The organism is Streptomyces sp. NPDC044061, assembly GCF_056434305.1.
This window is the reverse complement of the sequence record NZ_JBWKFL010000004.1, coordinates 41582-55696: the sequence shown is the minus strand read 5'-3', so window position 1 is coordinate 55696 and position 14115 is coordinate 41582. Positions and strand designations below refer to the sequence as shown.

The following is a 14115-nucleotide window of genomic DNA, read 5'->3' as shown; positions in this document are numbered from 1 at the left end:
AAGGGCCCGAAAGGGGGGGGGGTTCCCGGTGGTGGGGGGGGAAACCCGGAGGAAAACCCCGAGAAAAACAGTGGGGGGACCCCCGGTGGGTTCCCCCCCCGGAGGTGCCGTGCGCCGAGCTGTCAGCTCTTGAGCTCCGCCGCCACCAGCTCCGCGATCTGGACCGCGTTCAGCGCGGCGCCCTTGCGGAGGTTGTCGTTGGAGATGAACAGGGCGAGGCCGTTGTCCACCGTCTCGTCGCGGCGGATCCGGCCGACGTACGACGGGTCCTGGCCGGCCGCCTGCAGCGGGGTCGGGATCTCGGAGAGGGCGACGCCCGGGGCCTTCGCCAGCAGCTCGGTCGCGCGCTCGGGGGAGATCGGGCGGGCGAACCGGGCGTTGACCTGGAGGGAGTGGCCGGAGAAGACCGGGACGCGCACGCAGGTGCCGGAGACCTTCAGCCCGGGGATCTCCAGGATCTTGCGGGACTCGTTGCGCAGCTTCTGCTCCTCGTCGGTCTCGTTGAGACCGTCGTCGACGATGCTGCCGGCGAGCGGGAGCACGTTGAAGGCGATGGCGCGCTTGTAGACCTGCGGCTCGGGGAAGTCGACCGCCGCGCCGTCGTGGGTCAGCTTGTCGGCCTCGGCGGCCACCTTCTGCACCTGGCCGTGCAGCTCGGCCACGCCCGCGAGACCGGAGCCGGACACCGCCTGGTAGGTGGCGACGATCAGCGCCTCCAGGCCGGCCTCCTCGTGCAGCGCCTTCAGCACCGGCATGGCGGCCATGGTGGTGCAGTTCGGGTTGGCGATGATGCCCTTGGGGCGGTCGGCGATCGCGTGCGGGTTCACCTCGGAGACGACCAGCGGAACCTCGGGGTCCTTGCGCCAGGCGGAGGAGTTGTCGATCACGACGGGGCCCTGCGAGGCCACCTTCTCGGCCAGCGCCTTGGAGGTCGCGCCGCCCGCGGAGAAGAGCACGATGTCGAGGCCGGTGTAGTCGGCGGTCGCCGCGTCCTCCACCGTCACGCCGTCCAGCACCGTCCCGGCCGAGCGGGCCGAGGCGAACAGGCGCAGCTGTGTGACCGGGAAGTTCCGCTCCGCGAGGATCCTGCGCATGACCGTGCCGACCTGACCGGTGGCTCCGACGATTCCGACCCTCACGGCGACTCCCTCTATGTGTCTCTTGCTGCGTGTCTCATGCATGACCGGGGCTTTTCCATCATGCGGCCGACCCCGGTCCACCTGTCCAATTCTTTGCGACGCGTGCCCGAGGAGTGGGACACGATCACCCGGCCGACGGTTCCGTACCTCCGCCGGGCACCCCGCTGAGCTGCAGATGTTCCCTCGGAGGCGGCCCCGCGCCGGAAGCTGTGCTGTGCCGCCCCTGCCCCTGCCGGCGCCGGCCACACGGCGGTGTGACGTACGCCTCTCGACACGCCCGGTATCCGGCCGAACGTTTCCACCCGCTCGGGCGTCGTAGGGGCAAACGCGTGAGGGGGTGGCTTGTGCTGCGCGGAAGGGCGCGCCGCGACCAGGGGGCGTACGCCGGTGCGGACCGCACCGGCCGCATCGACGACGACCCACTGGACGCGGCCCAGGAACGCCGGGTGCGGGCGGTGCTCGCGCTCGGCGGGGTGCCGCAGGCGGACCTGCCGGACGGGGTCCAGCAGGTCCGCCTGCGGCTGCTGGAACGGGCCGCGAGCGGGCGCGAGGCGCCGCGGGACGTGTCGGCGTGGGCGGCGGTGGTCGCCTCCAACCTGGCCATGGACTGGCACCGGGCCAAGCGGCGCCAGGAGCGGCTGGGGGAGCGGCTGGCCTCGCTGCGCGAGCCCGCGCACCCCTCCGGCGAGGAGACCAGCCTGCTCTCCCTGGCCGTGGCCCGGGGCCTGGACGAACTGCCCGACGCCCAGCGTCAGGTCCTCGTGCTGCGCTTCTTCGCCGACCTGCCGGTGCGCGCGATCGCCGAGGAGCTGGGCATTCCCGAGGGCACGGTGAAGAGCAGGCTGCACACGGCGGTCCGCGCCCTGCGCGAGACGCTGCACGAGGACGAGGTGGTGTGACGTGACCGCCGAACACGAGGGCGCGGCAGGCGCGGGGGAGTACGCCGGCATGGACGCGCTCATGGCCGCGATCACGGGCGAACCCCTGCCGGAGGAAGCCCGCGGGGACGCCGCCTACGTGACCGAACACAGCTCGGCCGAGGCCGACCTGGTGGTACTGCGGGGCCGACTGACGTGGCTCGCGGAGGCGCTGACCGGGGAGGAACTGGGGGAGGAGCCGACGGGGGCCGGGCAGGCGCGGGCACCGGAGCCGCCCGGGCCGGCGAAGGCCGCGGCACCCACGGGGGCGCCGGAGTCCTCGGCGCCGTCGGACTCCCCGGAGTCCTCGCAGACCCCGGCGTCCGGTCGGCACGGGAAGCGTCCGTGGAGCGCCACGCGTCCCGCCGCTCCCGTACGCCCGGCCCGGCCGCCGCGCCCCGGCCCCCGCCGGGCCCTGCGGATCGCCCTCGGCTCGCTCGCCGGTGCCGCCGCCCTCACCATGGCCGTCGGGCTCGGCTGGGTCGTGACGCACGCGCCCGGGGCCTCGGAGGACAGCGCCGGGAGCGCCTCGGACAAGAAGGCGGACCAGGCCACGGCCGAGGTGTCCGGGGACGGCGGGCGGCCCTCCGACCCGGAACGGGTCCTGGCCTGCTCCGAACTGGTCGTGGAGGGCACCGTGGCCGAGGTGGACCCGAGAAGGTCGGCGCCCTGGACCCGGATCACGCTGACCGTGATCCGTTCCTACAAGCCCGCCCACGGCCCGGCCGAGGTCGCCTTCCTGCTGGACGGCGGTGCGAAGCCGGCCCCGCGCACGGGACAGCACGTCCTCGTCCGGGTCGGCCGGGGGCAGCTGGGCGCGAGCCTGTGGGCCGTCGGTGACACCCGGGTGGCCGCCAACCGGGCCTGGATCACCGAGGCGCTGCCCGGGTCCCGGCACACCGGCTGCCCGGCCGAGGAGCCGACCGACAAGCCGTGAGGGGCGGGTGTCCGGACCCGGACACCCGCCCCTCACCGTGGAGCGACCCCTACGGGGTGACCTTCTCGATCTTCACGCTGCCGGTGCCCGCGACCGTGCCACGGGCGTTCACCAGCTGGACCCGGCCGAAGAACTCGCGGCCGGCCGGGGCCTCGGCGGCGGCCGTGACCTGGCCGGTCACCGTGGCCGAGTCACCGGTGCCGAGCTTGACCGGGGCCGAGCCGTCGACCGTGACGGTGCCGAGCGCGGAGGAGAAGAACACGTCCCGGTAGTCGTAGTCGGTCGAACCGGAGGGGACCGAGTAGCCCACGACCTGGATCGTGTACGTACCGGCGGCCGGCGACGCGATGGAGACCGCCTCCTCCGAGTCGCCGTCGGCGGACTGCGCGACCTGCTTGCCGCTCGCGTCGTACACGGTCAGGTCCAGGTCGGCGGCCGCGTCCGAGACGTCGCCGATCGCGACGTCGAGGGACTTCGCGCCGGCCGGGACGTCCACCGTGGTGGTCTGCGTCTCGCCCTCCTTGATGGCCGGACGGGCCGTCTTCGAGGAGCCGAGCGGGCCGCCGACCAGCTTGCCGTCGAGCGCGGCGTACTTGTTGGTCACCTTCCAGGAGGCGGTGGCCGGGGTGCCGACCTTCGCCTCGGGCACGGTCACGGTCTCCGGGTCGAAGGCCGCGCCGAGGACGGAGGCGTCGAGCGTGTACGGGTTGTCGAGCAGCGGCGAGGTGCGGCGCGCCTCGACCTCGACCTCCCAGACGCCGGGCTGCGGGTCGGAGAAGGACCGGACGTCCGGCTTGCAGCCGTTGCCGTCCAGGTAGTTGTTGTAGCAGTACGGGGTGCCGGTGTTGTCCACCGGAGTGCCGTACGGGTGGATCGCGATGAACCGGGTCTGGCTCTTGTCCTTCAGCCCGCCGATCGCGACCTCCAGCGACTTCGCGCCCTCGGGCACGGTCAGGAAGTACGACCGCGTGCTGTTGCGCTGCACCGAACCCGACGTGGAGTAGGTGAAGTTCACCGGGGTGGAGACCACGACGGTGGTGAGGATCTGCTTGTCGATCCCCTCCGTCCTCGGGTCGTCGACCTCCAGGATCGCGCTCTTGAGACCCGCCGACCGCGGGGCCGCCTGGACCTTGACCGTCACCGGCTGGTTCAGGGGCAGCCGCACGACGTCGTCTCCGAGGATCCGGAAGGTGCGCCCGGCGTTGTTCTCGAAGTGCAGCTCGTGCCACACCGCCTTGTCCGGGCCGGACGTACGGGTGATGGTGACGTCGTACGTCTTCTTCTGGCCGGCCTTCAGACCGCCCTCGCGGTCGTACAGGCCGGTGCCGAAGCCCGGGGTCTTCAGGGCGTAGTCGATCGCGGTGTCGACCGGGGCCTTGACCGTGTAGTCGTGCGAGGTCGCGTCGTCGCGGATCGCGTCCCAGGCGTCGACGATGTCGATCAGGCCGGCGCCCTCCTCGTAGGCCTGCGCGCCCTTGATGTGGTCGGCGGTCGAGGTCAGCGCCGTGCGCAGCTCGGCGGGCGTCAGGTCGATGCCCTTCTGCTTCGCGGCCGACAGCAGCAGCGCGGAGGCGCCTGCGGCCTGCGGCGAGGCCATCGAGGTGCCCTGGAGCATCGAGTAGCCGGCCGGCAGCGAGTAGCCCGCCTCGGCGACCGGGGAGCCCGGCAGCCAGGTCTGGGTGCTGTTGATCGCGGCGCCGGGCGCGACCAGGGTCGGCGTGAAGCCGCCGTCCTCACGCGGGCCGCGCGAGGAGAACGGCATCAGCGCGTACTCCGTCTCCACCTGCGAGCCGTAGTTGGCGGCCCAGGTCCGCCTGGAGATGCCGGCGCCGACCGAGATCACCTTGTCCGCGAGGCCGGGGTCGCCGATGGTGTTGGCGCCGGGACCGGAGTTGCCCGCCGAGATGACGAGCTGGACGCCGTAGGTGTCGATGAGCCGCGTGTACAGCTCGGCGCGCGCGTTGTTGCCGTCGTTCAGCGCCGGCAGACCGCCGATCGACATGTTGACGATGTCGACGCCCCGGTTGGCGACCAGGTCGATCATGCCCTCGGTGAGGGCGACGTTGGTGCAGCCGCCGGTCCAGGTGCAGGCACGGGAGGAGACGATCTTCGCGCCCGGGGCCGCGCCGTTCATCTTCCCGCCGAACAGGCCGTTGGCGGAGGTGATGCCGGCCACGTGGGTGCCGTGCTCGGACTCGATGACGCCGATGTTGACGAAGTCGGCCTTCTTGCCGACCCAGGAGCCGCCGTAGGGGTCCATCGGGACGTCCTTGCGGACCTGCACGACGAACGGCACCCGTTCCACGACGTCCGTCTTCGGGTCGTCGGTGCCGAAGTAGCCGACCTGGTAGCCGTCCTTGTACGGCTTCATCGTCGTGTCGTCGGTGAAGTCGTGGTTGTTGTTCAGGTCCAGCGTGACCGTGCCGGCCGCCGCGTCGTACAGGACGCCCCAGCTGTCGGTGGTGTCGCCGTCCCGGTTGAGGTCGCCCTTCTCGTCGCCGCCGGTGGTGGCGGACTCCTTGAAGGTGCTGATCCCGTACGCGCCCGCCGGCGACGTCCAGGTCTGGCCGGCGTAGGAGAACGAGGGACCGGAGACCGCGGTGACCATCGGGCGCCAGGTGGCGTCGCTGTCCACGATCGGGTCGGTCGCGGTGACCCAGTCGACGATCTTGCGCTCGCCGGTGGTGGTCTTCTGCAGCGCCGGATGGCCCAGGTCGACGCCGGAGTCGAGGATGCCGATGGTGATGCCCCGGCCGTCCGCCTTCGGGTGCTCCCGCACGAAGTCGACGGCACCGGTCTCGAAGGACGGGTTGTACGGGTTCTCCGCCGGGGTGTTCTTGCCCGGGGCGGGGTAAGTGGCCGCCGAGCCCGTGCCCTTGGCGCCCTGCGCGGTGTCCGCGGCCGGCGTCGGTTCGTCGAGCGGGATCTCCTGCCTGAGGTCGATCGCCTGCACCGAGGACAGCTTCGCCGCGGCGGCGATCGCCGAGTCCGCCCGGCCGGTCGGCACGGTGGCCCGGACGTAGCCGAGCTTGTCGTAGGTGCGGCCCACGGAGCCGCCCTTGACGGCGTCCAGCTCCTCGGCGACCTGCTCGGTCTTCCCGGGCGTGGTCGCGATCATCATCGTGACGTTCTTGTCGCCGTCCGCCTTGGCCTCGGCGAGCAGGTCGGCGTCGTCCGAACCGAGTTTGTCGTGGGCGGACTTGACGCCGGGGTCGGCGGCAGTGGCGGACTGCGACGCGTCCGTCGCGAGGGCCAGGGGTATCGGTCCGGTCGCGGAGAGGGCGGCCACCACTCCGACGGCCACGGCTATTCGGGCCAGGCGTCTGTGGCCGGGTATGGGATCGCGCTCGGGGGTGTGGGTCATCGGCATCCCTTGTAGGTGAAGAATCCAGTGCCGGACGAGCGCACAGCCTTACCCAAGGGACGGTTCTTTGGGAGCCGTTGACCTAACCGAGATGCAGGTATGGGGAAAACCCGCGATGTGGTTTGGGTGGAAAAAACCCCCGTAGTGCGGGATTTGCTCAGTTTTCCTTCGAGCGGGCGTAATGGCGGGACGCCTTCGCGCGGTTGCCGCACGCGGCCATCGAGCACCAGCGGCGGGTGCCGTTCCGCGAGGTGTCGAAGAAGTGCAGGACGCACGTCTCGTGGGCGCAGGTGCGGATACGGTCCGGCGCCCGCGTGAGCAGGTCCAGGTAGTCGTGCGCGGCCAGCCAGGCCGGCCCCCAGGACGGGGCGGCGAACTCGAACTCCTCGGCCGCCCCCTCCTCGGTCAGCCGGTCCCGCACGCGCCCGTGTCCGAGCACGGCGTCCACGAGCGGCGCCCCCTGCGCCAGTGACCCGTCCACCGCGGTCCGCAGCGCCTCCCGCGCCTGCCGCAGGTGCCGCAGGGCGTCCGCGTCGGCCGTGTGGGCGCCGTCGAGCCCGTTGCTCGCCAGCCACACCGCGAGGCCCTCGGTGTCGGCGAGCAGGTCCTGCATGGCGCCCTCCTTGTTCCACCGGGTGTTGAGCAGGTCGAGCGCGAGGGGCTCACCGGTGAGCGGGCGGGGATCGCGGGCGGCGGACATCGGGCACTCCTTCTCGGCTAACCGGTCAAGAGTACGTGACCGGTTGACGCCCCCGACTCTAACCTTCTAACGTGGTTTATGAAGGTTAGACAATCCGAAGGGGAGAGCCATGGCCTTGAGCACGGGCCACACCGGCCTGAACGTCACCGACCTCGACCGCTCGCTCGCCTTCTACCGGGACGTGCTGGGCTTCGCGCTGCTGGCCGAGGGCAAGGACGACGACCGCAGGTACGCGTTCCTCGGGGACGGGGGCGACGCGCCCGTCCTCACCCTCTGGCAGCAGGCCGAGGGGTCGTACGACGGGGGCCGGGCCGGGCTGCACCACCTGGCCTTCACGGCGGACTCGGTGGACCGGGTCCGGGAGTACGAGTCGTCGCTCAGGGCCGCCGGGGTGGAGTTCGCGCACGAGGGCCTGGTCGCCCACCGGGAGGGCTCGGCCTCGGGAGGGATCTTCTTCCACGACCCGGACGGCACCCGCCTGGAGATCTCCGTCCCGCACGGCGCCGAGGGCGCCCCGGCCCCGCACGCCTCCGCTCCGACCTGCGGTTTCTTCTAGCCATGGGCGTGTATCACGCGGGTTCGCGTGCCGTGCAGGACCTGCTCGGCCTCCGGGACCGCGCCGACCACGTCGGCCGCTCCCTCGGTCAGGGCATCAAGCCGGTCGCGGCGGCCTTCCTGGACATCCAGCCCCTGCTGGTGGTGGGCGCGGCGGACCCCCGTACGGGCCGGGTGTGGGCCTCGGCGATCACGGGAACCCCGGGCTTCGTCCGGGCCACCGGGCCGCGGCAGGCATCCGTCGCGGGCGGGCCACCCCCGGCCGACCCGCTCGCGACGGCCCTGACCACGCCGGGCACTCCCGTCGGCACCATCGCCCTCGACCCGCGCACCCGCCGCCGGATGCGCCTCAACGGCCGTCTCCGGCCCACGGCCCGGGGCTTCGCGGTCGAGGCCGACCAGGTGTTCTCCAACTGCCCCAAGTACATCCAGCGCCGGGAGTCGTACGGGACGGTGCCCGACCGCGAGCCGGGCACACCGCGCCGGGTCGCTCGACTGGACGACATGCAGGCCGGGTTCGTCGCCTCGGCCGACACCTTCTTCCTGGCCACCGTGCACGCCGCGGGCGCCGACGTCAGCCACCGGGGCGGCAACCCGGGCTTCGTCCGCGTGGTCTCACCGCGCGAACTGACCTGGCCGGACTACTCCGGCAACGCCATGTTCCTCACCCTCGGCAACCTGCGCGCCGACCCCCGCGCCGGACTGCTCCTGCTGGACTGGACGACCGGCACCACCCTCCAGCTCACCGGCGAGGCGCACACGGAGTTCACCGCCGACGGCGAGCGGACCGTCCGCTTCCTGCTCACGGAGGCCGTGGAGACGCCGACGGCCCTTCCCCTGTGCTGGTCCGCGCCGGAATATTCGCCCGCCAATCCGGACAAGGCACGCTAACGTCCGTCCATGCGACGGAAGCTGAGGGTGGCGGCCTACGCCGTGTGCGTGCGCGACGGACAGATCCTGCTCGCCCGCTCGCCGAGCCCCGACGGCACCCCCGAATGGGTGCTGCCGGGCGGCGGCATGGAGCACGGTGAGGACCCGTACGACACCGTACGCCGCGAGGTGACCGAGGAGACCGGCTACCGCATCGAGGTGACCGGCCTCCTCGGCGTGGACTCCTCCCGCCACGTCCACCGCGGCGGCGGTCTGCGCCGGCTCACCGACCACCACGGGGTGCGGATCCTCTACGAGGGCGGGATCACCGGCGGTGAACTCCGCTACGAGGTCGGCGGATCCACCGACCTCGCCGCCTGGCAGGACCTGGACGCCGTTCCGGGCCTGAACCGGGTGCGCCTGGTCGACGTGGCGCTGCGCCTGTGGCGCGAGCGGCCGGCGGCCGGACACGCGGGCCTCGGAGCCCCTCCCCTACCCCAGGAGATGAACGAGGAGTGACCGCCTTCCAGCCACCCGCAATCCACTCCATGACCGCCCCGTCCACCGCGTGATCCACGTACGGTGATCGGCGCTGCGCGTTGCCGCCGCGTTCACGCGCAGGTCATCCCCGGTGCCAACCATCCAGAGCGAGCGGGGCGTTCGCGCCTGCGACGACCCGCGACCACTGCCGACGCGTTCGCACTCGGGGAGATCGCGCCATGTCGCGCATACGCTCTGTCGCCACCTCCGCTCTGGGGGTCCACCGCCGTACCGTCCTTGCCGCCGCCGGAGCGGTCTCGCTCTCCGCGGGCGCCGGCTACGTCCTGCGTCCCACCGACAGCCGGGCCGCCACCACCGCCGAGGCGCCCGTCGCCCACTCCCGGCGGGCCTCCGCCGCAACCCCGCTCGCGCCCTACACCAAGGGCACGACCCTCGCCTCCGTCGCCGCACCCCGCAACAGCTCCGGCTACCGGCGCCTCGGCGACGGCCCCGGCTGGAAGCGGGTCGTACGCGGCGAGCTGGCCGCCCCCAAGTCCGGCCGCGCGGGCCGCCGTACCACCCTCGCGGCGTTCGTGCAGTTCACCGACCTGCACCTGATGGACGTCCAGCACCCGCTGCGGCTCGAGTTCCTGCGCTCCACCGACCCGCACGCCTGGCGGCCGCACGAGGCGCTCACCGTGCCGGGCGCCATCTCGCTCGTCGAGCGGGTCAACGCGCTGCGGGGCGCCCCCGTCACCGGCGCCCCGCTCCACTTCGTGATGACCACCGGCGACAACACCGACAACAACGCCCACTCCGAACTGGAGTGGTTCATGAAGGTGATGAGCGGTGGCCGCATCACCCCGAACTCCGGGGACCCCCGGCACTACGAGGGCGTGCAGAACAGCGGCCTGAAGCTGTACTGGCAGCCCGACTCCACCGTCCGGGACGGCGACAAGGCGCTCGGCTTCCCGCACCTGGCGGGCTTCCTGGCCGCCGCGACCCGCGAGGTGAAGAGCCCCGGCCTCAACCTGCCCTGGTACTCCACCGTCGGCAACCACGACGCGCTCCCGCTCGGCTGCTACGGCTCCCACGGCGACCCCTACCTCGCCGAGGCGGCCATCGGCGGCAAGAAGCTGATGAACGTCTCCGCCGCCGACGCGAAGAAGCTCCAGGACGCCATCAAGAAGGCCACGGACCCCAAGGGCGTCGGCTACCGCGACTTCCTCAAGGCCCACGCCCGCTCCGCGCACTCGGTCACCCCGGACGAGAAGCGGGCCCCCTACACCTCCGCCGACTACCTCAAGGCCCACCTCGACCCGGCCCACCAGGGCCACGGCCCGGCCGGTCACGGCTACTCCTTGGCGAACCTCGACGCGGGCACCCAGTACTACGCCTTCCGCATCTCCGACGACGTCATCGGCATCAGCCTCGACACCACCGACGCCGGCGGCCACTACGAGGGCTCCATCGGCACCGCCCAGCTGAAGTGGCTGGAGCGGACGCTGACGGACAACAAGGACTCCTACGCCGTCGTCTTCAGCCACCACACCAGCAAGACGATGACCAACACCCGCCCGGACCCGGCCCACCCGGGGGAGCGGCGCCACGACGGCGCCGAGGTGGTCTCGGCGCTCTCCGCCCACGGCAAGGTGCTCGCCTGGGTGAACGGTCACATCCACAAGAACGTCATCACCCCGCACAAGGCCTCCGGCGGCCGCTCCTTCTGGGAGATCTCCACCGCCTCGCACGTCGACCACCCCCAGCTCGCCCGCGTGATCGAGCTGGTGGACAACAAGGACGGCACGCTCTCCGTCTTCACCACCCTGATCGAGTCCGCCGCCCCGCACCGCACCGACTACGCCGACCTCTCCCAGACCGGACTCGCCGCCCTCTACCGCGAGCTGTCGTACAACGCCCCCGGCGCCAAGACGACCCTCGCGGGCAGCTCGTCCGACCGGAACACGGAGCTGGTGCTGAAGAAGGGCTGAAACTCACTCAACCGGCCTACAACGAGGCAACTTCGGACAACCCCCCGGGGTTTCTTCCTCCGACCGAACCGAACGGCACAGTTGGGGGAAGACATGCGCGTACGTACGACCCTGGTGGGCGCCACCGCCCTGCTCCTCACCACGGCCCTGGCGGGCCCGGCCCTCGCGGCCGCCGGTCCCGCCACGGGCGGTCACTCCGACACCCGCCGGGCACTGGAGGCGGCCGTCGCGGCGGGCGTACCGGGCACGACCGCCACCGCCAAGGACGGCCACGGCACCTGGTCCGCGACCGCGGGCGTGGGCGACATCCGCACGGGCAGGCCGCGCTCGACGGCCGACCGCTACCGCGTCGGCAGCATCACCAAGACCTTCGTCTCCACCGTCCTGCTCCAGCTGGAGGCGGAGGGCCGGCTCTCCCTGGACGACAGCGTGGAGAAGTGGCTGCCCGGGCTCGTCCACGGTCACGGACACGACGGGAGCCGCATCACCGTCCGTCAGCTCCTCAACCACACCAGCGGCATCTACAACTACACGGCCGACGACGACTTCGGACACGCCTACTTCCTCAAGGACGGCTTCTTCCAGCACCGCTACGACACGCTCCGCCCGCAGGACCTGGTGGCGATCGCGATGAAGCACGAGCCCGACTTCGCGCCGGGCACCTCCTGGAACTACTCGAACACCAACTACGTCGTGGCCGGCATGGTGATCGAGAAGGTGACGGGCCATTCCTACGCCACGGAGATCATCAGGCGCATCGTCGACCCCCTGCACCTCACCGCCACCTCGGTACCCGGCACCCGGGTCACCGTCCCGCGCCCCAGCAGCCGCGCCTACTCGAAATTCGGGGAGCCCACGGGGCCATCGTACGACGTCACGACCCTCAACCCCTCCCTCGCCTCGTCCGCGGGCGAAATGATCTCGAATTCCGCGGACCTCGATCGTTTCTACAGCGCACTGCTGCGCGGCAAACTTCTCCCGCCGATTCAGCTGAAGGAAATGAAAACCACCGTGAAGATGGTCGGCGCTCCCAACATCGGCTACGGGCTCGGCGTCATGGACCGCACGCTGACCTGCGGTGTTCATGTCTGGGGCCATGACGGAGGCATCCACGGCTCGGCGTCCTCGGCCGTGACCACGGCCGACGGGCGCCATTCCCTCGCACTCAATTTCAACGGGGACTGGGTGGGGGACGCGGACGCGGTGATCGAAGCGGAATTTTGTTAGTCACTGTTTCATCCGCGACGTTCGTTGTTAACGCGTACGTAATGTCCGTACCGCCTCATATCGGCTAACCCGCTGCGAACGGGGATGGCTCGATTTCTATGCAAGGCGGGTGGTCGTGTGCGCACGAGGCACGGACTGCGTGTGCTGTCGGTCTACGAGGGCTTCTTCTCCGGAGGAGCCAGGATCGTGCACAGCGACGTCGTACTGGGACTGGCCGAGGGCGGCCAGTCCCACCGGGTGCTCAGCATCCACGGGGAGGTCCATCGCGAGGCCACCCGGCAGCGGATGGAGGACGACCACTGTTACCGGGCGCTGACGGCCGGCGAGGTCGCTGTCGCCTCACTGGGCCGCAGCGCGGGCCTGGTGGACGGGTCGGTGGCAGCGTCGGTTTTCAGCGGTCCGGAGCTGGCCGAAACCGCTCGGTCCATGGCCGGCGCCGATGTGATCCTCTCGCTCAAGGAGCAGCCGCTCGCCCTGCTGAACCAGGCGGGCCTGCCCCGCCGGCCGGTCGTGGTCTGCCTGCACCGCTCCGACCCGCAGAACCAGGGGCCCGCCCTGGACGAGCTGAAGGCCGCGATCGCGGACGGCACGGTGGTGGCGTGCGTGTGCTGCGCCGAGTCGACGCGGGCGGCGTACGAGGCCGCGGGCATCCCGGCCGAGCTGCTGCACGTCATCCCCAACGGGGTCGATCTGCTCCGGTTCCGGCCGGACGCGGCGGCCCGGCTGGGCTTCCGTGCCTCGCTGGGCATCCCGGCGACGGCCCCGGTGGTCGTCTTCGCGGCCCGGTACGCGCCGATGAAGAACGTGCCCCTCCTGCTGCGGGCCGCGCGGACCTGGCTCGCCCGCGAGGGCGGCGGTCACGTGGTGATGTGCGGGGCCGGGATGACGGACGTCAACCCCGCCCTGTGGGCGGACATGGAGATCGCCTTCGCCGGCGAGCGGGACCTGACCGACCGGGTGCACCTGCTCGGCGTCCGGCACGACATGGAGGCCGTCTACGCCGGCGCCGACGTCGTCGCCCTGACCTCCGTCTCCGGGGAGGCCGCGCCGCTGTGCCTGATCGAGGGCATGATGTGCGGGGCCGTGCCGGTCACGACGGACGTCGGCGACAGCGCGTCGATCGCGGCGGGCCACGGCTTCGTCACCCCGCCGGACCCGGGCGCGATCGCCCTGGCCTGGTCGAGCGCGATCGCCGGCCGTGCCCGGTTGACCCCGGCGCTTGAGCGCAGCAGGGAGCGGTTCAGCCGTACCCGGATGATCGCGGCGTACGCCGCGCTGCTCGACGAGGTGTACGCCTCACACGTCGGCGGGCAGCGGGTCGTCGCGCAGCACGCTGTAGCCGACGCCGTCGCGCCACTGCCCGGCCCGGAAGACGATGCCCCGTAGCACGCCCTCGCGGGTGAAACCGGCCTTCTCCAGGGCCCGCTGCTCGGCGATGTTCCCGACCTCGGTGTCGGCCTCGATCCGCTGCACGGGGGTGTGGGCGAACAGGTGGCGGACGAGCTCCAGCTGGGCACGGGTTCCGATGCCGCGCCCACAGGCCTCGGGCAGCAGCTGGGCGCCGATGTTCCAGCAGTGGGTGGAGGGCGAGATGACGCGTCTGCGCCAGGCGACGAATCCGAGCGGGTCGGCGGCGGACTCCACGATCAGCAGGCCGCCGTCCTCGCCCAGCAGCCCGTTCTCGGTGAAGCGGCGCCTGAACCGCCCGGGGTCCGACCAGCCGTACCACTGGAACGGCCCGGCGGTATCCGGCTCCAGCAGAAACCGTTCCAGCAAGGTCAGATCGTCCTCGCGGGCAGGGCGCAGCACGACGGCTTCATCGCTCATCCGGTCACAGTAACGCGCCTGCCGGCAAGGAGAGTTGGACATGAAAGGGGCCACCGGGGTGTTCGGCCCGGTGGCCCCTCCTCTTCCCCCCTCCTGATGCGGCCCTGG

General features: G+C 71.7%; 12 protein-coding genes. 8 read left to right on the top strand and 4 right to left on the bottom strand.

The window, feature by feature from the left end; genetic code table 11:
* Positions 1-122: 122 nt before the first annotated feature.
* Positions 123-1139 carry an aspartate-semialdehyde dehydrogenase gene (locus tag AC07CM_RS07465; protein WP_478875382.1) on the bottom strand — a complete coding sequence of 339 codons (1017 nt, stop codon included), beginning with the start codon at positions 1137-1139 and terminating at the stop codon, positions 123-125.
* A 344-nt stretch (positions 1140-1483) separates the two neighbouring features.
* Between AC07CM_RS07465 and AC07CM_RS07460 the strand changes: the two genes are divergently transcribed.
* Entirely contained in the window at positions 1484-2038 is a 555-nt protein-coding gene (locus AC07CM_RS07460; RefSeq protein ID WP_478875740.1) for a sigma-70 family RNA polymerase sigma factor, read from the top strand.
* Between the two features lies 1 nt (position 2039).
* Positions 2040-2993: a hypothetical protein gene (locus AC07CM_RS07455; protein WP_478875381.1), complete on the top strand. Its 954-nt coding sequence runs from the start codon at positions 2040-2042 to the stop codon at positions 2991-2993.
* 49 nt (positions 2994-3042) lie between these two features.
* On the opposite strand, the gene AC07CM_RS07450 is transcribed toward AC07CM_RS07455, so the two are convergent.
* On the bottom strand, positions 3043-6357 hold the full coding sequence (locus AC07CM_RS07450) for a S8 family serine peptidase (protein WP_478875380.1): 3315 nt from the start codon (positions 6355-6357) through the stop codon (positions 3043-3045).
* 157 nt (positions 6358-6514) lie between these two features.
* Complete coding sequence (locus tag AC07CM_RS07445) at positions 6515-7057, bottom strand: CGNR zinc finger domain-containing protein (RefSeq protein ID WP_478875379.1); 543 nt, start codon at positions 7055-7057, stop codon at positions 6515-6517.
* Positions 7058-7166: 109 nt separating this feature from the next.
* On the opposite strand from AC07CM_RS07445, the gene AC07CM_RS07440 reads away from it, so the two are divergent.
* From AC07CM_RS07440 to AC07CM_RS07415, 6 genes are all read left to right on the top strand, one after another.
* Complete coding sequence (locus AC07CM_RS07440; protein ID WP_478875378.1) at positions 7167-7613, top strand: VOC family protein; 447 nt, start codon at positions 7167-7169, stop codon at positions 7611-7613.
* 2 nt (positions 7614-7615) lie between these two features.
* Complete coding sequence (locus AC07CM_RS07435) at positions 7616-8503, top strand: pyridoxamine 5'-phosphate oxidase family protein (protein WP_478875377.1); 888 nt, start codon at positions 7616-7618, stop codon at positions 8501-8503.
* A gap of 9 nt (positions 8504-8512) precedes the next feature.
* The gene (locus tag AC07CM_RS07430; RefSeq protein ID WP_478875376.1) at positions 8513-9001 is read left to right on the top strand and encodes an NUDIX hydrolase; all 489 of its coding nucleotides are present in this window, start codon (positions 8513-8515) and stop codon (positions 8999-9001) included.
* Positions 9002-9201: 200 nt separating this feature from the next.
* Positions 9202-10953 carry a TIGR03767 family metallophosphoesterase gene (locus AC07CM_RS07425; protein WP_478875375.1) on the top strand — a complete coding sequence of 584 codons (1752 nt, stop codon included), beginning with the start codon at positions 9202-9204 and terminating at the stop codon, positions 10951-10953.
* A gap of 93 nt (positions 10954-11046) precedes the next feature.
* Positions 11047-12180, top strand: a complete 1134-nt coding sequence (locus AC07CM_RS07420; protein WP_478875374.1) for a serine hydrolase domain-containing protein — start codon at positions 11047-11049, stop codon at positions 12178-12180.
* Between the two features lie 141 nt (positions 12181-12321).
* Positions 12322-13566, top strand: a complete 1245-nt coding sequence (locus AC07CM_RS07415; protein WP_478875739.1) for a glycosyltransferase — start codon at positions 12322-12324, stop codon at positions 13564-13566.
* On the opposite strand, the gene AC07CM_RS07410 is transcribed toward AC07CM_RS07415, so the two are convergent.
* The gene (locus tag AC07CM_RS07410) at positions 13477-14007 is read right to left on the bottom strand and encodes a GNAT family N-acetyltransferase (protein ID WP_478875373.1); all 531 of its coding nucleotides are present in this window, start codon (positions 14005-14007) and stop codon (positions 13477-13479) included. The genes AC07CM_RS07415 and AC07CM_RS07410 overlap by 90 nt on opposite strands.
* Positions 14008-14115 lie beyond the last annotated feature (108 nt).

Coding starts and splice junctions, on each gene's coding strand:
- AC07CM_RS07450 (WP_478875380.1), bottom strand. CDS start 6,357: ATGACCCACACCCCCGAGCGCGATCCCATACCCGGCCACAGACGCCTG.
- AC07CM_RS07425 (WP_478875375.1), top strand. CDS start 9,202: ATGTCGCGCATACGCTCTGTCGCCACCTCCGCTCTGGGGGTCCACCGC.
- AC07CM_RS07410 (WP_478875373.1), bottom strand. CDS start 14,007: ATGAGCGATGAAGCCGTCGTGCTGCGCCCTGCCCGCGAGGACGATCTG.
- AC07CM_RS07445 (WP_478875379.1), bottom strand. CDS start 7,057: ATGTCCGCCGCCCGCGATCCCCGCCCGCTCACCGGTGAGCCCCTCGCG.
- AC07CM_RS07430 (WP_478875376.1), top strand. CDS start 8,513: ATGCGACGGAAGCTGAGGGTGGCGGCCTACGCCGTGTGCGTGCGCGAC.
- AC07CM_RS07420 (WP_478875374.1), top strand. CDS start 11,047: ATGCGCGTACGTACGACCCTGGTGGGCGCCACCGCCCTGCTCCTCACC.
- AC07CM_RS07440 (WP_478875378.1), top strand. CDS start 7,167: ATGGCCTTGAGCACGGGCCACACCGGCCTGAACGTCACCGACCTCGAC.
- AC07CM_RS07435 (WP_478875377.1), top strand. CDS start 7,616: ATGGGCGTGTATCACGCGGGTTCGCGTGCCGTGCAGGACCTGCTCGGC.